This window comes from Pseudoalteromonas sp. LC2018020214, assembly GCF_016598755.1.
In the GTDB taxonomy this organism is placed as follows: Bacteria; Pseudomonadota; Gammaproteobacteria; order Enterobacterales; family Alteromonadaceae; genus Pseudoalteromonas; species Pseudoalteromonas distincta.
Genome location: NZ_CP066804.1, coordinates 2,360,034 through 2,380,320, shown reverse-complemented (window position 1 = coordinate 2,380,320; position 20,287 = coordinate 2,360,034). Strand labels below are relative to the sequence as shown.

Genomic DNA, 20,287 nt, shown 5'->3' with positions numbered 1-20,287 from the left:
AGTACATAGCAGTTAACTACATAGGGTAACTTCCAAGATGAAAAATATTTACTTTATCGGTGAATGCATGGTCGAGCTTAGAGCTATGAGCGCGGCAACACTGCACCAATCATTTGCAGGCGATGTTTATAATTCTGCAGTGTATTTAAAACGTTGCTTCCCGCAGGTTACTACTTCGGTTGTTACGGCTTTAGGTCAAGATAATTTAAGTAAAAAAATGCTAGAACGCTTTGAAAGTGAACAAATAAATACGCAACTTGTATTTGCTCACGACACCAAAGTACCTGGTATGTACTACATAGAAACTGATGAGCATGGTGAGCGTAGCTTTATTTATTGGCGCAATGATTCTGCAGCTAAAAAGGTTGTTGATTTTTTAGATGCTGATGCACTCGAGCAGCTTAGCCAAGGTGATATGTTTTTCTTTTCAGGAATTTCATTAGCAATAATTGAAGAAAGTGCACGTGAAGACTTTTGGAAAGTGGTAAAGCAGCTCAAAGATGCTGGGGTTAAAATCGTTTTTGATCCTAATTACAGAGCACGTTTGTGGAATAGTGTAGAGGAAACAAAAGAGCAGTATCATTTAGCCTTTACGTTTGCAGATATTACCCTACCAGGCGTTGAAGATTTAACAACACTTTATGACGTTCATAGCGTAGAAGCAGTTGTTGAATATTTAAAGCCTTACCAAATTGAAGAAATTGTTGTTAAAAATGGCCCTGAATCGGTAGTGACAAAAGAGGGCGATACGCTTCAAAGCCACACCATAATACCGGTAACAAATGTTGTAGATACGACATCCGCAGGCGATGCCTTTAACGGTGTTTACTTAGGTGCACGTTTATCTGATAAATCAATTTCAAGTGCTGTACAACTTGCTGCAAAAGCGGCAGGGGCTGTTATACAGCAACCAGGTGCTATTGCTCCAAAAGATATATTTCAGCTAGCAATGGCTGAAGCTGGGATCTGATACCAATTTTATTAAAAACATGATCACCTTAGCGTATTAAATAACTCACTAACTACGTTAAAAATTATTTATATAGAGCAACTATGTATCATAATTTTAGCCTTGTTATTGAGCTATTTTCTAGTCGCTATAATAGCTCATTAATTTAATGCAATTGGTATAACAAAATAATTAAACATTAAAGGCCGCCATACCTCGGCCGCATTACTTTTTATAAAGGAACAACGTTATGACTCGCTTTTCTGAACTTATGGCAGGACAAACACTGCTACCTATAATTCAAGCAGATACTCCAGAGCAAGGTGTTCAAATAGCGAAAGCTATGGCCAATGCTGGGCTTACTTTAGTTGAAGTAGTGCTAAGAACAGAGGCATCAATAGAGGCATTAAAAGCTATTAAAGCACAGGTGCCTGAGCTAAAAGTAGGTGCGGGAACAGTCATCAATACTGATATTTTGGAGCAAGCACTTGAAGCAGGTTCTGATTTTATTGTAACCCCAGCGGTGTCTCCTGCGTTACTTGAAGCACTTGCTAAATGTAATGTGCCGGTACTTCCTGGTGTATCAAACACCGGTGATATTTTAATGGCGCTTGAATATGGCTTTGAAGAGCAAAAATTATTCCCAGCATCGCTTGCCGGTGGCGCTCCTTTTGTGTCAGCTGTGTCGTCAGTATTTAGAGCTGTCAGCTTTTGTCCTACAGGTGGCGTTAGCGAAAGTAACAAAATGGACTATCTTTCTTTAAATAATGTATTCGCCGTTGGCGGTACTTGGATAGCGAAAAAAGAATGGGTTGAACAAGAAAATTGGCAAGCAATTACTGATTCTTGTATCCAGGCTTTAAAATAGAAAGGATTTCATAAATGAATTATTTAGCCCCAACAATACTACCAGGCGTAATCGTTGGCGACGAAGTAAGTGCTGTGTACGAGCATGCACGTACTAATCAATATGCGTTGCCAGCGGTAAATGTTGTTAGTACAACATCTATTAATGCGACGCTAGAAGCTGCTAAAAAGAAAAACTCGCCCGTTATTATTCAGCTTTCTAATGGTGGAGCACAATTTTTTTGTGGTAAAAGCTTATCTTTACCAGAGCAACAATCAGCTGTGCTTGGGGCGGTAAGTGCTGCAAGATATGTACATTCAGTGGCAGCACATTATGAAGTAGCAGTGATGCTTCACACTGATCACGCAGCTAAAAAGCTACTACCTTGGATTGATGGTTTGCTTGATGAAGGTGAAAGACACTTTGAACTGACTGGCAAACCATTGTTTAGCTCACATATGATTGATCTGTCAGAAGAGCCTTTAGAAGAAAATATCGAAATTTGTGAACGTTACTTAACGCGTATGGCAAAAATAGGTATGACGCTTGAAATTGAGCTTGGTTGCACGGGTGGCGAAGAAGACGGTGTTGATAACTCACACTTAGATAGTTCTGCTTTATACACTCAACCTGAAGATGTTGCATTTGCTTACGAACGCTTAAGTCGTATTAGCCCTAACTTTATAATTGCAGCCTCTTTTGGCAATGTTCATGGTGTATATAAACCGGGTAACGTTGTTCTTACGCCAACTATTTTAAAAGATTCACAAGCTTACGTATCAGAAAAATTTAATCTACCAAGTAACTCAATTAACTTTGTTTTTCATGGTGGTAGTGGTTCTGAGTACAGTAAAATTGCAGAGTCTTTAACGTATGGCGTAGTGAAGATGAATATTGATACCGATACGCAGTGGGCGTGTTGGACAGGTATTTTAGATTACTACAAAGACAAGCAAGCATACCTACAAGGGCAAATTGGTAACCCTGACGGGGATGATAAGCCAAACAAGAAATACTATGACCCTCGTGTATGGTTGCGTCATTCAGAGCAAAGTATGGTTGCAAGGCTAGAGCAATGCTTTGACGATCTAAATTGTGTAAACAGGTATAGCGCATGAAAAGATTAAATACAGTATTAAAAGAAGACGGTGTAGATACCGATCTTATTTTACTTATTCGCACAATTTTAGCGACCAGTAAAGAAATTGCTTTTCGAGTAAGCCAAGGTGAATTAGCCGGTGTTTTAGGCTCAACTTTGAATGAAAACGTTCAAGGTGAAGTTCAAAAAAAGCTTGATGTAATCGCAAACCAACTACTTAAAGACATCCTACTTGATGATAGCAGTGTACGATCTGTTGCATCAGAGGAAGAAGATCATGCGGTAGGTGGCCACCCTGAAGGTAAGTTTATTGTTGCTTTTGACCCGTTAGATGGCTCTTCTAATATTGATGTTAATGGGCAAATAGGCACTATATTTACTATTTACTTAGCCCGTGATGATGTTCCTTTTGACAGCGACGAGCAATTTAGTCAGCCCGGTGTAAATCAAGTATGTGCAGGCTATGTGTTATACGGCCCTTCATCATTACTTGTAATGAGTACTGGCGGTCCTACGCGTTGTTATACGTTAGACTCAACACACGGCGGTTACTTACTGACAAATAAGCAGTTAAGTGTACCAGAACAAAGTCGTGAATTTGCCGTAAATATGGCTAACTACCGTTACTGGGACGAACCAACTCAAGTGTATTTTGATAAATTGCTATACACCTGTGAAAGCTTTGAAAAAAGCTCAATGCGTTGGAATGCAGCGATGGTAGGCGACGTTCATCGTATTTTATGCCGAGGCGGGTTATTTTTGTATCCACAAGATAAACGCAGTGGTAACGATAACGGAAAAATAAGACTGCTTTATGAAGCAAACCCGTTAGCACTTTTAGTTGAAAACGCAGGTGGTAAAGCAACCTCTAGAGGAACGCGAATTTTAGATATTGCGCCAACTAGCTTGCACCAGCGTGTGCCTGTTGCTTTGGGTTCAAATGAGCCTGTAGAGTTTTATAATAACGCCATGTTATAAAACAGCACTCAAAAAAAGGGGTAAGAAAATTGCCCCTTGTTTTACTCTTAATTTTAATTCTCTTTGTAAATCATCCTCTTTATACAAACTCACTTCTTTTCTTATTGTCTTCAAATAAGAATACTTCACATATATTTAATAATATTACCTACTAAACCCTATATAAAACTAAGTTTTTACTATAACGCTATGTATCTTCAACGTTATTTTTCACAATTGAATTCAATTTTTAACCAAAAATAAAAGCCCAAGGTTAACTTGGTGTTTATTTATTGTTATTTAATTAGGTGGGGATAGTGGAAAAACTTATTTTATTGTGGTTATATTACCAAGTTGGTTAACAATTCATTTGCAATTTAAATGAATTTGGTAATAAACACATGATTTATTTGGTAACACACACAATAGATAGCCAAATATTAAAACTATAAATTTGGAGAATAGAGCCACCATGAAATTCAAACATTTTGCGCTATGCGCTATTGCAGCAGCAATCGTTGGTTGTGACACAAACTCAAACAACAATGACAACAACTTGGGCTCTATTGCTCTTAGTGGAACTGTTACAAGCGGACAAACATTAACAGCTGAAGTTAGTGACCCTGATGGTATCTCAGGTGACGTGACTTACTACTGGTATGCAGATGGTGAGGCAATTGCTGGTGCAAATAGCGCTTCATTTACATTGACTGACGATCAGATAGGGTTACCAATTACAGTTCAAGGGCTTTATACCGATGATGGCGGTATTAATGAATCGCATATTACAGAACCAACCGCAGATGTTGCCGCAATCGCATTTCCTGCAAGTTTAACTATTACAGGTGACGCGCTAGTTGGTTCGCAACTAACTGCTAATGTAGCTGACGACAATGGCTTTGATGGCGATACAGTAACTTATAAATGGTTTGCAGATGACGTAGAAATTGCTGATGAAGCACTTGCAACGCTTACGTTAACAGACGCACAGTTTGGTACAGTTATTACAGTTAGTGCATCTTTTGAAGATAGCCGTGGGTTTAACGAGTCTGTAACTTCAGCCGGTACAGAGGTTGTCGCACGAACAAACTCAGAAGGCGAAGTTACAATTAGCGGCACGCCAACTGTTGGAAATACTTTAACAGCAGAAATTAATGATACCGATGGGGCAACAGGAGATATCACTTATCAATGGCTTGCTGACGCACAAGAGATAGATGGCGCAATAGAGAGCACCTTTACAGTTGATGCATCACTTTTAGGTCAAAAGGTAAGTGTTCAGGTTGCTTATACAGATGATAATGGGTTTATCGAGGATAATACATCAGAGGAAACAATTGCTGTTTCTGCTGTTGCGGTTGACGAAGTCGGTAGCGTAGCCATTATGGGTGTAGTGCCTTATTTAACAACTGGCGAGTTAACCGCTGAGATAACTGATAACAACGGAGTTGAAGAGGCTAACGTTACTTATACTTGGTCTGCTGATGGTGTTGAAATAGCAGGGAGCAATAGTAAAACATTTACGCCTTCTGATTACGCTGGCTCAATAATGTCAGTAAAAGCCACGTATACAGATAATGATGGCTTTGCGAGTGAGGTTACAAACTCACTTGATACATTGGTTTACACTCAATTAGTTAGTAACCCTGAAGCACTCCTTGGTGCTATAAGTGGTGGTTTAGCTGACGGTGATGTTATTGGCTTAAACACCGGTGTTTATGCTGATATGGACGCAATTTTATTAACCAGTGCAGTAACGCTTCGCGCTGTAGAAGGTCAAACTCCTGTACTTAGTGGTGAAGTATGTGTGCATGTAGCTGCTGGAGTAGATGGCGCTGGGTTAACAGGGCTTACCTTTAAGAATATAGATACTAAAGCGGGTGCATTTTGTGAAACCGAAGAAGGTGCTGTTATTTACTCAGAAGGGGATAACTTTACTTTTTCGCAAAACACGATGGATGGAGAAGAAGCGACACTCAATAACTCTGAATACCATTGGCTGATGATAAAAGGTCAAAGTGCGTTGGTTGAGCGAAATACATTTTCTAATCGAAATGTAGCAGAAAAAGGGTCTGTGATAAAAATATCATCATCAAGCTCTGATCACGTTATTCAATATAATTTATTTAGTGACAGTGATAATCCAAACTTTGATCAATCAAGTTTATACTTAATCAATGCAGGTAGTACAACGGGTAGTGGTGCAGCTGATAACGCAAACTTTACTATTCAGTATAACCGCGTAGAAAACTTTGTAACGGGTCGTCGTTTAATGCGTGTACAAACTTCTGGCGCAACCATCAAAGGCAATACAATCGTAAATCCTAATGGTGGTATTTCATTAGAAGATGGTGGATTTAATAGTGTTACAGACAACATTATTATTCGTACTACAGATATTGCAAGCTCAAGCGATAGACCTGCTGGGGTATTGATCACACCACTTGGTCACACCGTTAGTAACAACTACATTGCAGGTATTCGTTCTGGTAATAAAGAAGCGGGCGGTATTGTATTTACAGCTAACCCATTTTCACAAGCTGATGGCGGTGTGCCAAACTCAGGTAACCAAGCTGTACTTGATAGCGCTGGCGACTTTACACTAAATGTAACAAACAATACGGTTTTGAACTCACAGCAACCTATTGTATTTAGTACGGAAATAGGCTCTAAAGCACCAACAAGTGATTGCGATGAGTTAACCGCAGCGAATGCGCCGGTACTCTATGGGCTGACCAAAAATGCGTTTGTTATAAACTTTAATGGAAATTTAATTGCAAACGGATTAGGCGATCAAACAGACGCAGATACAATAAACAGCAGTGCCACAACTCAAGGCCTATTTTACCCAAATACACTTGATAGTGACCATGCTTTTGAATATGACTGTGACTTAATTAATCATGACAGCTCGCTGCTAAGTAACAACTTTGGTTATATGGATAGTCGAGTATCAGGCGATGCAAGCGGTGACTGGGTTGAAATTAGAAAACTAAATGGTAATGGCGCATTCGATACTGATGGTGCAATTGACCAAGACCCAGCAACTAACGGTAAAGAAGTGCTTGAGTACGTTACAGCAGCAAGTACGTTATTAGAAACTGACCCTGCAGGCCTTCAGGCAGAGGCGGGTGCTAAAGGTCTTCATTATATTCAATCATCTGAAGTAGGTGTTGGATCTACATGGAAAATACAAAACGATTAAGTAACCAATTAATCAGTTAACTTTTAAAAGCCCCAAATTTGGGGCTTTTTTATTATTTATTAATAATCACCACACTTTTCTGAACCTACATTACCCATTTATCGACTAGTTTAGAGCTGTTTATATTCTAGCAAAAAACCTGCCTGACCTACTGGTAATGCCGTTAAGTTAAAATTGGTATACCTTATGGTAATATTAAAACGTCAAATTGGTTGATCATCGTGCTGGGTTTAAGTATATTAATGTCAAAGGTCACATAAAATATACATCAGCATAACAAGCTAACACACTAAAATCACACAACAACAACCAGCGGAGAATTCAAATGTCGTTGAAGTCACGAGATAACAATAATTCTACAACAGGGCAGTTTGCAATGCGCCCAGTTGCAAAATGGGTAAGAACAGCGGTCATCGCAGGTATGGCAAGTTCTTGCGTATTTACAGCAAGCGCACAGGAAGATCAGGGAAAAGCGACAGAAGTTGAAGAAGACGTTGAAATAATTAGTGTTACAGGTACACGTAGAACGATTCAAGACCAAATAGCAATTAAACGTGAAGCAACAACGGTAGTTGATGGCCTGTCATCTGAAGATATTGGTGATTTACCAGCACTGTCTATCGGTGAAGCACTAGAATCAATTACAGGTGCTGCATCTCATCGTGAAAACGGTGGTGCTACAGAAATCACTATCCGTGGTCTTGGTCCATTTTTAAGTGCAACACACATTAATGGTCGTGAAGCGACTAATGGTAGTGGTGACCGCTCAGTTAACTTTTCGCAGTTTCCTTCTGAACTTGTAAAAAAAGTAGCGATATATAAAACGCAAGATGCCTCAATGATTGAAGGTGGTGTTGCAGGTGTTATTGCACTTGAAACTATAACTCCACTTGATTTTGGCAAACAACGTGTATCAGCTGAAGTTAAACTAAATTACAACCCTGATGAAGGTAATGTAGATAACTCGCTACAAAGTGACGCGGGTTACCGTGGCACGTTTAGTTATGTTGATCAGTTTGAATTTGATAACGGCCAAGCCGTTGGTGTGTCTTTTGGTGTGCAGCGCCAAGAAATTAGTCAACCAGAGGCTGAATACAGAAGCTCTAGCCCATCAGGTTCTTCATTGTGGGCGTGTTTAAACGATCCGACTAATACCAATGAAGGTTTTTATCGTAGCAGCGCAGGCGACTGTGAAGACCAAGTTAATGGCAGTAGTAACCAAGGTTACGATACAGAAATTGATCCAGAAACAGGTAAAGCAGTAAGTGATGGGACTCCTTATGCTTGGACTGGCAGTAGCCGAAGCTTTCGTCAAAACGAGACATCTGATGAACGTGATGCAGTATTTTTTGCACTGCAATACCAACCGTCAGCTGATTGGGATGTTAACTTTGATGCACAAATTTCAGATAGAACACAACAAGAAGCACGCCACGATTTAATCTTTTTACAAAAACGTGCAACACCAGGTGTAACCGGTCCAACACTTGTAACTAACGATGTAGGCGGTATTTTACATTGGGAAGGTGAAGAGCGTATTGAATCAGCGGGTGAGCAATTCTCTCGTGAAGAAAACTACCAAGGTTACGGCATAAATATAGAGCATACAGTTACCGATAGATTAACTGTTGACTTAGATTTAGCGTATTCAAAAACTGAACGTGAAGAACTTCAAATATCTAACCGTGGTAGAACATCAGGTCGTAATTTCTTTTCTTGGGACATGGGCGATGAAATTCCTCATTTCACACTGACTGATTTTGACGTAACAGATATTTCAAACTTTACAGATAGCCTAAGAACACGACTTGACCGTGAAAATGTTCGTGAAAACGAAGTTATCTCAGCGCGACTAGATTTTGACTATGCGCTAGATGGCAACGTTTTTACAAGTATTCAAGGTGGTATTAGAACATCTGAAATGACCTTCCTACAGTATGGTGGTAGCCAAGGTAACGGTTCAAGAAACGAGTTTACACTAGACTCTGGCACTGAAGCGCTTGACGTATTACAAGATTGTCAAATAGATTTCCCTGAATCAGGCTTTTTATCGAGTGTATCTGATGGTGATATCGTAACAAATATTGATAGCGACGGTAACGTTGTAGCTAGCGGTACAGGCTCATCATGGGCTACATACGACAACGTATGTTTCTCACAAGCTGTAGCTGGTTCTAACGCTGATGGTGTGTTTGCTTACCCAGAAGTGGAATATGAAAATGCAGGTACAATTGATGTAACAGAGAAAACAACATCAGTGTACTTAATGGCTAACTACGATACTGAAATGTTTGGCAAATTCATTCGCGGTAACTTTGGTCTTCGTATTGTAGACACAGATGTAACTTCGATTGGTTTTAGAAATAGCTTTGACGTAGTAACAAGCGACACAGGTGTACTTTCTCTGCGTGAGTCTGATAACGGTTCACTGGATAAAATAAAAAGCGGTGGCGATTACACTAAGTATTTACCAAGTTTTAACCTAGTTATTGATTACAGCGAAGATATTTTATTCCGAGCTGGTATATACCGTGGTATGTCACGCGCAAATCCATCTAATTTAGGTTATAGCCGTACATTCCAAGAAGATACAGAAGGTACAGCAACTTCAATCAGCGATTTATTAGTGGGTGTTAATGGTTCTGGTAACCCAGACACTCAACCGCTTATGTCGTGGAACTACGATGCTGCATTTGAATGGTACCCTAACGAAGATTCAATCTTAGCGTTAAGCCTATACTACAAACAGTTCAACGGTGGTTTTCAACAACAAACAGTAATTGAAGAGTTTACTGTTGCCGGTGAAACAGTTTCACTACCAATCACCAACTCTGTTACATCAGACGAGGACAGTGAAATATTAGGTCTTGAAGCTTCATTTTCTTACCGCTGGGATAATGGCATCGGTATGAAATTTGGTTACAACTATGCAGACACTGACTTTGAGTTCCAAGATAGCCTATACGGCGATACGTTTGAGACTGACGTAGATGGTAATACTACACAGTTAACTGACGGTATTATTGAGTCGGCTTCAGTACCTGGCTTTTCAAAGCATGTATTTAGCAGCCAGCTGTACTACCAAATTGGTGGATTTGATACTGCTGTTATTTACAAATATCGTAGTGAGTATTTCCAACCATATACTACAAATGGTACTCGACTTCGTTATGTTGATGGCGTAGGTGTGTGGGAAATGCGCGCATCATACAAAATCGATGAGCACTTTAGAGTTAAAGCAGAAGCAATTAACTTGTTCAGCGCACCTAAATCACAAGATTTCTTTGTTGAAGGAAACTTAGGTGAAGTGAATGACTACGGCCCACGTTTATTCTTAGGTTTAAGCTACAAGCTGTAATAATAGTTAAACATTAAATCACATTAAAAAGGCGGTTTTACCGCCTTTTTTGATCCCTAAATTTTTCAATTTTATATTTTCAATAGCGCTAATAAATAGTACTCAACATAGCTCGCTTTCTAATAAACGCTTCTTGACTCAAAACTAAATTGGTTAACCAATAATGCCATTTATTCAGCACGCCCAACATCATCGGTTTCTCCTTCCTAAATTATTTCATTTTTAAAACGATAACTCTTTTAACTCTTGTAATTGACTGCTCAATTTCTAATTAAATTTAAAATCAATAAATAACATGAACTTAAAATCTACTTTATGATTTTAAATTATAGGTTAGTTAAGTTTTTCTATTTTGGTAATAACATATTGCATAATATTTGATCTAAATTTATTACCAAAAGGTTGACCTTTTTATAGTTGGGTGTAAATGTAAAGTTAAGGGTTTGTAATAATTAAGGGCTTTTAATAAAAACAATAAAGTAGCTGGTTAAACATAGCATTTCACACACACAGGAAAAAAACTATGAGTCACAAGTTATCTAAAATTACACTGGCAGTTATATCGGCAACCGCACTTGGTATGTCTTTGTCTACACAGGCGCAAGAAGCTCCAAAAAAAGCTGCAGACGATCTTGAGGTTATCGAAGTTTCAGGCATTCGACAATCGCTTACAAATGCGCTTGCACAAAAGCGTTCAGCAGATAGCCTTGTTGAGATTATTGAGGCTGTCGATATTGGTAAGCTACCAGATCAAAACCTCGCAGAAGTACTTTAAAATGTAACAGGGATTCAAATTACCCGTGAAGCAGGGGTAGGTACGGGTGTTCAAATTCGTGGTACCAATGCCAATCGTACAGAAGTGAACGGCGTATCAACAGTTGGCTCAGGGTCTGGACGAAGTGGCATTAGTTTTGAAGATGTATCAGCTGCAATCATCTCCGGTGTAGAAGTAATTAAATCACCTGAAGCAAAAACAATCGAAGGCTCTGTGGGCGCAACAATAAACCTTAAAACAATTCGCCCGTTACAGTTAAATGAAACTCTAGGCTCAATTAGAGTTCAAGGTGAAGATAGTAGCTTATCAACAGATGGTGTTACTCCTAGGGTATCGGGTGCTTGGGGTGATAACTGGGAGCTTGATTCGGGCGGTAAGTTTGGTGTTGTATTTAGTGGTAGTTACAGTGAGCAAGACGTAACCGCATTTCGTCCTCGTGCTGATAGAGATAATTCGGTAGCCGCTGATAGTGGTGCTGCAAGTGCACAATCGTTTGATTTTCTACCAGTACAATTTTTAATTCAAGATTACGATAATTACGAATACGAGACAAAAAACTTCGCAGGTACATTTGAATATGCACCAAACGATAATATGAAATTCTTTTTTGATGCAGTTGTTAATGATCAAGAGCGCCGCCAAGAAAGCTCAAGAGTACAAGCATCTGGCCTAAGTGATCTTAGAAATGTATCAATACCGAGTGAATTTGAAACAGTTAATTTTGGTTCACTTGACGGACAAAACCTAGGCAGCATACAAGCGGCCGTAAGAGGCGTTATTCCGGTTGAAGACGGTGGTGGCGATCCTAATTTACGTTTTTCTAGCGATACTAATTCACGCATAACAAAAAGCAAAATATTTAGAATAGGAGGCGAATGGCAAGGCGATAGATTATTTGCAAGTGTTGAAGCCTCAACCTCTCGTTCTGATTCAACTACACCAAGTTTTAATACAACGCTTAATTTTATAAATCCAAATGTCGCTACTAATTCGTCAAATGAAAACGGTACTCCTTTTGAGTATGATCTTACAGGTGATGCACTTACATTTGGCATTGCAACAGGGGAGGCAAACGCGCCAACAATGGCTCAATTACTCGACCCTGCAAATGTTGTTCTACGTGACGTAAACCAAGGGCAAGACGAGTCAGAAAATACAGAAGATGCGTTTCGTACAGATTTTACATATTACTTAGATGATGTAATAACGTCAGTCGATTTTGGTTACCGCTACAGTAAAACGAGCAGTATGTCGGATCAAGTTCGCTCTAACGTTGGTTTAAGAAATATGGCTGATAGTCCAACGGGTGATTTATTTGCACAATTATTAAAAGCGGGCCCAGATAACTTTAACGATGGTGATGGGCGAGCACTTTATATTCGTGATTTCTTACTTATAAACCCAGAGCTTGCATCCTCTGATCCACAAGCTGTATTAGCAGCACTTAACCAAGCGATTGAAGCTAATAATGCTATAACGGGTTCTGATCGTGGTCCAATAAGTTCACCAACGTCTCAAGTAAATGCGTTTTTTGATATTGAAGAAGAAACACATGCCTTATATGCACAAGCTAATTTTGAGTATGGCATGTTTCGCGGTAACTTTGGCCTACGTTATTTAGAGACTGAAGTTACATCGCTAGGTAACTCTGTTACTCAAGATGGAAGTGGCAACGAACTGGTTACCCAGGTAACGTCAAAAGGTGATTACGATTTCTTTTTACCGCGATTTAATTTAGCCGCGAATGTAAGTGAAGATGTGATTGTTCGTTTAGGTTGGTCAAAAGATATCAGACGCCCAGATTTTGATGACCTATCTACGTCTGTGACGTTTGGCACCAGCCCTAATAGTGCAGTTTCAATAGGTAACTCAGGCTTAGAGCCAGAAGAAGTAACCTCTTTCGATATATCCACTGATTGGTATTTTGCACCCGCTGCTTTATTAAGTGTGGGGTACTTTCATAAAACACGTAGCGATTTGCACGTTACACAGCAAGTTGACCCATTTGAAGACCCAAGCACAGGTTTTCGCGATACAAATGGTCCAGAATGTGAAGGCGGCGGCATATTTAACCCAATTGCTGACATAAACGTATTTGGCCCAGATGCTGGTGTAGGGTTATGTGTACCAACACAAACTACTATTAATGATTCTGGTGAAACAACACAGCAAGGCATCGAGCTTGCAGCTCAATACGACTTATCAAATTTTGAAAAAGAGCTAGGCTGGGCATCAGGTTTTGGTGTGGTTGCTAACTATACTTATCAAGAATTTTCTGGTGGTGAATCATTTGACACCGCAACGAGTCGTGCAAATGCTGTTTTTGCATTAACAACCGGTAACCCGGATGCAGACATAAGTGCTAAGCAATCACTCATTGATTTGTCAGAAAACGCATATAACATCACATTCTATTATGAGAAATACGGTCTATCTGCTCGAGCGCGTTACACGTGGCGCGAAGGGTACCGTTCAACTGACTTTGGTAGCACTTCAAGCTTCCCATGGGGTTTCCCTGTTGTACAAGAAGACAGAGGGCAGCTTAATGCCAGCATAAGTTATGATGTGAACGATCAGCTAAATATCGGTATTGAAGCCGTTAACTTAACTGAATCAGAAGTTAGCCAGTCTTGTGTGAACGAAGGTGCTTTACTTTGTTTCCAAGGTATTACAGACCGCCGTATTACATTTGGCGCAAGCTATAGATTTTAAAAGTTATAGTTAAATCGAGTCTATAAGTGTGTGTATTTAAAGACGCTAAAAGCAAGCCACCTGGCTTGCTTTTTTTTAACTAAAATTAGTTAACATTTACAAAATGATTTATTCCACCTTGTATTTTACTTCTCAATACTGTTACTGCGACACTGCCACCAGCAATTATTATCGAGATAGTATTAAACCAATACCTTTATTTTTTAACCTTACCCTTAAGAACATAAATTTCACCATCGAAACTGCCTTGTATCGTCAGTCCTTGGCTTGCCAACTCTTGTAAATATTCGATATGGTCATTAGTGATATGCTGGCCTGGGACTAAAAGCGGAATGCCCGGTGGGTATGGAGTAACTAAACCTGCACAAATACGGTTGTTACTTTTGCTAATAGGCACAGATTCGCGGTCGCCATAAAAAGCATCGCTTGGAATACACGCCAAGTCTATGGCAGGTAAATTTTCAGGTAAGCGAGCTCTACGCGTCGATTTTGATAGTTTTACCTTACCGCTGTCTAGCTTTTTCAACGCATTGTACAAACGAATTATTTTTGAGCGCGTGCCGCCAAGCGTGAGTAAAACTAATATAGTGCTGTGTGTGTATTTTTCTATCTCTAGCCCAATTTCATCCAGTAGATATTTATGAATATCTTTTAATGAGTAAGGTAGCTCACTAATATCAATAAGGATCTTTAATGGATCGTGACCCATATTATCACCACTAAAATGCGGGAATATTTCCATAAAGTCTTGCTTAGCTAATACTTTAATTTGCTTAAGCGAGGCCATCTGTTGTTTAAACTCCTCAACATGATTTAGCAGCGCATTGAGCAGCTTATAGCCTTCCATCTCTAATTGCTTTTGGCACACGTCAAGCGATGCAATAAGCTGATATTTAGGCGATGTACTAGCGTAGATACTATAAATCTCTCGAAAGAAATCGGCATCAAAATCTGGATCGTTAATATGAATATAAGACGCTTGAGAAAACGCCGATACTACTTTATGCGCCGAATGCGTAATGTAGTCAGCCCCTGCATGTATCGCAGAATAATGACGAAAGCTAGGATGAAACAAAGAGTATGCAAACCAGGCTTCATCTATAAACACCTTGATACCATATTGATGAGCATAATCCACGACTTGTTTCAGGTCGCTAAGTAGGCCATCGTAAGTACAACCGGTAAGCACTAGTAATTTAGCATCAGTATTGTTTTCAATTGCTAACTTGATGTCGGTCAACGACGGTGGCGCGAAAATACCATATTTTGGATTTAAGATACTCGCCAAATAAATGGGGTAACTAGCTGATTGCAAGATGCCATAGTGTACTGATTTATGGCAATTACGGTCGACAATTACTTTATCTCCCTTGCGCAGGAGTGTCTGCAAGATGATTTTATTTGAGGTAGATGAACCATTTGTAACAAAATAGGTGTGCTTAACTTCAAACGTAGCCGCTGCTGATTCTTGAGCGCGACCAATAGTATTGGTGCTGTCTGATAATGAACCTAGCGAGTCTACCGAAACCGACAGGTCGCCAACAAATACATTGCGGCCGTAAAACTGATAAAAATCTTTGATATAAGGGGAGTTTCTAAAGCTAGAACCCCCACTATGACCCGGTGTATGCCAAGAGTCATTTGCTTCACCAACGTAACGACGATACGCCGTCCAAAATGGCGTTTCAGAGCGGTCGTCAAAATCGTTAATCATATAACCTAAAATAGCTTCTGGGTCAGAAATCACTTCATCTTTAAAAAAGAATGATTCGATTTCTTCTGATTCGTTAACGATCTCCAGCCCTTTAGTGTCGTCGCCAATAACATAAACCGGTAACTCAAGACGAATTGCCTTTAACTCTTCAATAAAGCGGCTATACATCCGCTCACCCACTTTGTTGTGCATATCCCAGCTAAGAACTACGGCTTGAATATCACCATCTTCCTCTACACATTCCAGCGCGTGTTTAAGCTCGAGGCATTCAATAATATCGATATGAATATCGTCTCGCTCAAAGTTAGGAATAGTCTTTGACAGATTCGTTGAAAGCCCTTGTAAGGTGGTTGGGTCTTGTTCAATTATCAAGATACGAAGTAGAGGTAGCATAGAGGGTTTCGCAATATAATTTTATAATGCTCACTAGCATAACCAAAGGAGTGTAACTTGTGAAATTAATACTTTGATAATGTTCTAATAATTATTCTATTTCATTGGCTACTACAAATAAGAGGCGCAATGAAATTCATGTGTTTTCTTTTTGCATCGTAAGCATAAAGATTTTGATCATTATCAACGACAATATACTTCCCTTTAAGTTTTATACCACTAAAGTATAAAAATCATACTTATTTGATGGGCAGTTTTGTGCCATTGTAGGTCGAATAAGCGAAGTGCCATCCGACACAGTAAAATACTTTACCAATTATTATCAGCATTTTATGTTGTCGAGTGCCATGAGCGGACGGTGGTAACGCCCCAAGCAGGGGATTTCAAGAGCGTTTTTCAGCGAGTAAAATTCCCGCTGACTTGGCTTGTTAGGTTGCTGGTCTACAATAAACACTATTGAGCCTCGACGCTGTGATAATCAGCTGATGTTTCATAACAATTGACACACACAACTGACATTTTATTAAAGGCTCGAAACTTCTCAGTCATACCATCTTCTTCATCAAACAAGGCTTCACATTTGGAACACCACGCTTGAAGGTCATTAGGTTCGCTAGAGTTTTCAATAAAGCCTACAGGTACACCTTCTGGTTTCAACAAATGGCAACAGACGACGGCTGCAACTCGCTTACCATGTTCGCCACAATCAACATACATTGGTTCAATCTCAGTGCTCATATGCAACCTAACAACTCTATCAGAGGACACTTTCCCTTTTTTAGCGCGAAAACGTCCTTATTGTATGAGTTTCTATTAATAGCAAATAGTGTAAGTTATTGCCATCTATAAATATTAAGCTTAGGAAAGGTTATTTTACTATGTGAAAAAGAGGGAGGTTTTCACTTATTCTTACTAAGTTAATGACGACTCACCTGAATGGTCGGTTATCGCTCTTTGCCGAAGTTCGGCTTAGTGCTAGCAGCAGACATTGACATTACTTTTCAAAAACCTCTGAATTGGACAGCTAAGCCACCATTGCAGTCATTGAAAGCAGTACATTAACGCTAACTTTGCGCTATAAACGGCCATTCTAATAACCATAGTTGCATGGTATGATTTTCTCCGGATCAGATAAAATTTATAGCAACATCTAAAGAAGTGTACGAGTTTATTTGACCGTCAATCTAATCAAAGGAAATGGTATGGATAGCCAAGTTAAAAATAATTTTAAAAACAAAAAGTTTGCAAGTTTAGAATATCTATCCAACGAAAAAGCTTGGGCTGAAGATAATAATAATCTAGGTCTTTACTTTTTCTTATTAGAATTGAAAGGTAAGGATACCTCTGAGGTTTTCAATAAAATCCTACATGTAAAGGAGAACCATGCTTCTTCATACAGCTATTTAGGTGACATAGCACGTGAACTATTTACGTATCCTAATGAGCGTAAAATACCAACCTATTATTTCAAAGAAGCACTAAAATACGATGATAGGGACTCGCATGTATTATGGAATTTATACGATTTAACTAGCGACTCTTCGTACTTCCTAACTGCAATTAAAATAAACTATGAAGCAAATAAGTTTGATATCGTTTCACATAACCTTCTCAACGCATATGCTCCGAATTTTATTGAAGCAAAATTTGATAAGGCAGATTGGCAGGAATTAAAAAGAATATGCATTGATGTAAATGTGTCTCACTACCACAATTTATTATTGATTTGCTATTTTTATCTAGACGACCTCGAAAACGGCACTAATCTCATGAATGAAAAGGAATATTTCAGTAAAAGTCTTATTGACTTATATCTAGATAAGGGATGTATTGATTTTGACTACGCAGTTCAAAAAACATACTTCTTTGAAAGTGTTAAATATCTTGAGGGTGACTTTAAACGTATTTATGAAGAAGTGAAGAAAGAAGCAAAAAAAGGAAATGCGAACCCAACTAAAGAGGCGATAATAAAATACGCATTCGAGGCAGAGGAATACAGTGAAGTCATCTCATTAGTAGAGGAAGAAATCAAAGAACCAAGAAAAATTAACAATCAACTAAGGCTGTATTACTTACTGTCATCGTTATATTTAGGCATTGATTTAAATGAAGAATTTGAAATAGCCATCAATAAGCAAAATTTCTTTAGAAAATCTAGTTGCAACCCTTTATATTTAGCCTATTTGATATTAAGAAATATTAAGATATTAGAAACTTATCTAGTTGAACAAGAAGATCTTCATCAGATTGAATATTGGAGTTTGTATCAAGAAGCCGATGAATATCTGAGCCATGATAATCTATTAAACCATTACATGCATGACTCATTAGTAGAAAAGCTTAAATCACTGAAGGATAAATGGGATAAGCATGTCGCTAATCTAGAAATAAAAAAGTTGAAGAGTTTTGATGAACCTTTAAGCGAAACTGACAAAACTAAATTGGCATCTTATCTTATTCATACTAACAGGCACGATGAAGCATCTTCGCTTTTAACAGAGCTAGAACCTTCAATGTCAGTTTCTAATTTATTAGCTATATATTATGAAAGGCAAGGTAAAGTGGACGCAGCATTAACGCATTTTAAAGCGGCTGTTGACTCAATGAAAGTTAGTGGCGAGCTGAATGATGTAATTATCTCAAACTATTTATCTTGTCTAAATCGCTCACAACACTCTATTCCAGATTCTTTATATAATGAATATATAGATAACTTTAATAAGAGTATTGCAGGTCATTTTAGTTGTTCCAAAAATGGGATTTCACTATTTAAGTACTACCCTTTCAACCAGTTCACTCTTGACGCTTTAGTTAATGGGTATTTTTATCTAGCATCTTCTGAACAACTCAATGATCCAATTGAATTACCATACGATAACTTGAGTGCTGATAAAACTAATTTATTTTTGCGTCCCAACTTCCGATTGGCTTCTTTTTCAAATAATGAGAATTCAATGCTAATGTGGTCGCATTACGCTGAGAATCATACAGGACTTATGGTGGAATATTACTTTGAAGGTGAACTACCTGATGGTGTTGGTATTGATAAAGTGAACTACTCTCACACCACCAAAAGATACAAAGAAAAAGAACGCTACTTATTCAATCAATATATGCTTACCAAAAATAAAGATTGGTCATATGAAAAAGAAGTTCGGCTATTCGCATATAAAAGGGATAAAATTTATTACGAAAAAGCCAGCTACCCATATAAAAAAGGCGATATAGCTAATGCTTACATAAAAAGCATTACAGTAGGTTATAAGTTCCCCGAAAGTACAATAAAGTTGATACAAAGCATCATCAGTGGTCTTAATGAAAATATTGATAATAATTTATCGAAGATTGAATTAAGAAGAGCTATGTTATCAGAAAAGAACTTTTTCGAACTAGAATACGAGGTTATAAATTAAATGACTAGTTTATACTAAACTTAGGGGTCACATCGCAACTCAGAAAGAGCCCCCCCCACATTCACAATACAGTGTCAGTTATGGAAGAATTAAGCTATTAAGTGACAATTTGTTGTTGGCTCAAAGTGAACGTTCAAAAATTGAATATGAACGGCAGCAATGAGCTTGAAATAGCCTACCGCAAAGACAAAGGCTGACGGTCTGCTCTTCGCTCAAGGCAGCCTGTAGTTACTCTGTTTTATCTTTAAACTCACATAAGTCTTCAATAATACAGCTGCCACACTTTGGTTTACGTGCTACGCAGGTGTAGCGCCCGTGCAGTATCAGCCAATGATGCACGTCTACTTTAAATTCTTTTGGTACAACCTTTTCAAGCTTTTGTTCTACAGCAACTACATCTTTACCCATGGCAAGCTTAGTACGGTTAGATACACGAAATATATGTGTATCCACGGCTATTACAGGCCAGCCAAAGGCTGTGTTGAGTACAACATTAGCGGTTTTACGGCCAACGCCTGGAAGGGCTTCTAGGGCTTCACGATTTTCTGGCACGATGCTGTTATGTTCATCCACCAAAATTTGGCACATTTTGTACACGTTGGCAGCTTTAGAATTAAATAAGCCGATGGTTTTTATATAATCACGCAGTGTATCGTGACCTAAGTCTAAAATGGCTTGTGGCGTATTAGCAACAGGGAACAACTTTCGAGTGGCTTTATTAACGCCTACATCGGTTGCTTGCGCTGAGAGTGTTACTGCTACGAGTAACTCAAACGGGCTTGAATATTCAAGCTCAGTAACTGGGTGCGGATTATCGTCGCGCAGGCGCGACAGTATTTGGTGACGTTTTTCTTTATTCATGCAA

10 protein-coding genes and 1 pseudogene are annotated in these 20,287 nt (G+C 38.8%); 8 read left to right on the top strand and 3 right to left on the bottom strand.

Translation table 11 applies throughout. The annotated features are described in order from the left end of the window. The first annotated feature begins 37 nt into the window (after positions 1 to 37). From JG479_RS10440 to JG479_RS10410, 7 genes and pseudogenes are all read left to right on the top strand, one after another. Entirely contained in the window at positions 38 to 970 is a 933-nt protein-coding gene (locus tag JG479_RS10440) for a sugar kinase (RefSeq protein WP_200219200.1), read from the top strand. A 229-nt stretch (positions 971 to 1,199) separates the two neighbouring features. Further along, a complete protein-coding gene (gene eda / locus JG479_RS10435; RefSeq protein WP_002962275.1) occupies positions 1,200 to 1,817 on the top strand; it encodes a bifunctional 4-hydroxy-2-oxoglutarate aldolase/2-dehydro-3-deoxy-phosphogluconate aldolase in 618 nt (205 codons plus the stop codon). Between the two features lie 14 nt (positions 1,818 to 1,831). Next, positions 1,832 to 2,914: a class II fructose-bisphosphate aldolase gene (gene fbaA / locus JG479_RS10430; RefSeq protein WP_039489411.1), complete on the top strand. Its 1,083-nt coding sequence runs from the start codon at positions 1,832 to 1,834 to the stop codon at positions 2,912 to 2,914. Next, a complete protein-coding gene (locus JG479_RS10425; RefSeq protein WP_002962277.1) occupies positions 2,911 to 3,873 on the top strand; it encodes a class 1 fructose-bisphosphatase in 963 nt (320 codons plus the stop codon). The genes fbaA and JG479_RS10425 overlap by 4 nt, the downstream gene beginning before the upstream one ends. Before the next feature lie 451 nt (positions 3,874 to 4,324). Continuing rightward, positions 4,325 to 7,057: a poly(beta-D-mannuronate) lyase gene (locus JG479_RS10420; RefSeq protein WP_200219197.1), complete on the top strand. Its 2,733-nt coding sequence runs from the start codon at positions 4,325 to 4,327 to the stop codon at positions 7,055 to 7,057. Between the two features lie 325 nt (positions 7,058 to 7,382). Then, positions 7,383 to 10,415 (top strand): TonB-dependent receptor, encoded by a 3,033-nt coding sequence (locus JG479_RS10415; protein ID WP_200219195.1) that lies wholly within the window; start codon positions 7,383 to 7,385, stop codon positions 10,413 to 10,415. Between the two features lie 523 nt (positions 10,416 to 10,938). Then, positions 10,939 to 13,902, top strand: a pseudogene (locus tag JG479_RS10410) (TonB-dependent receptor). Positions 13,903 to 14,098: 196 nt separating this feature from the next. Here JG479_RS10410 and JG479_RS10405 read toward each other — a convergent pair. After that, positions 14,099 to 16,009 carry an aminotransferase class V-fold PLP-dependent enzyme gene (locus JG479_RS10405; RefSeq protein ID WP_200219192.1) on the bottom strand — a complete coding sequence of 637 codons (1,911 nt, stop codon included), beginning with the start codon at positions 16,007 to 16,009 and terminating at the stop codon, positions 14,099 to 14,101. A gap of 453 nt (positions 16,010 to 16,462) precedes the next feature. Beyond that, complete coding sequence (locus tag JG479_RS10400; RefSeq protein WP_007587265.1) at positions 16,463 to 16,747, bottom strand: hypothetical protein; 285 nt, start codon at positions 16,745 to 16,747, stop codon at positions 16,463 to 16,465. A gap of 464 nt (positions 16,748 to 17,211) precedes the next feature. On the opposite strand from JG479_RS10400, the gene JG479_RS10395 reads away from it, so the two are divergent. After that, entirely contained in the window at positions 17,212 to 19,422 is a 2,211-nt protein-coding gene (locus JG479_RS10395; protein WP_200219189.1) for a DUF2971 domain-containing protein, read from the top strand. A gap of 228 nt (positions 19,423 to 19,650) precedes the next feature. On the opposite strand, the gene nth is transcribed toward JG479_RS10395, so the two are convergent. Next, positions 19,651 to 20,283, bottom strand: coding sequence for an endonuclease III (nth, locus tag JG479_RS10390; RefSeq protein WP_024595475.1), 633 nt, complete (start codon positions 20,281 to 20,283; stop codon positions 19,651 to 19,653). Positions 20,284 to 20,287 lie beyond the last annotated feature (4 nt).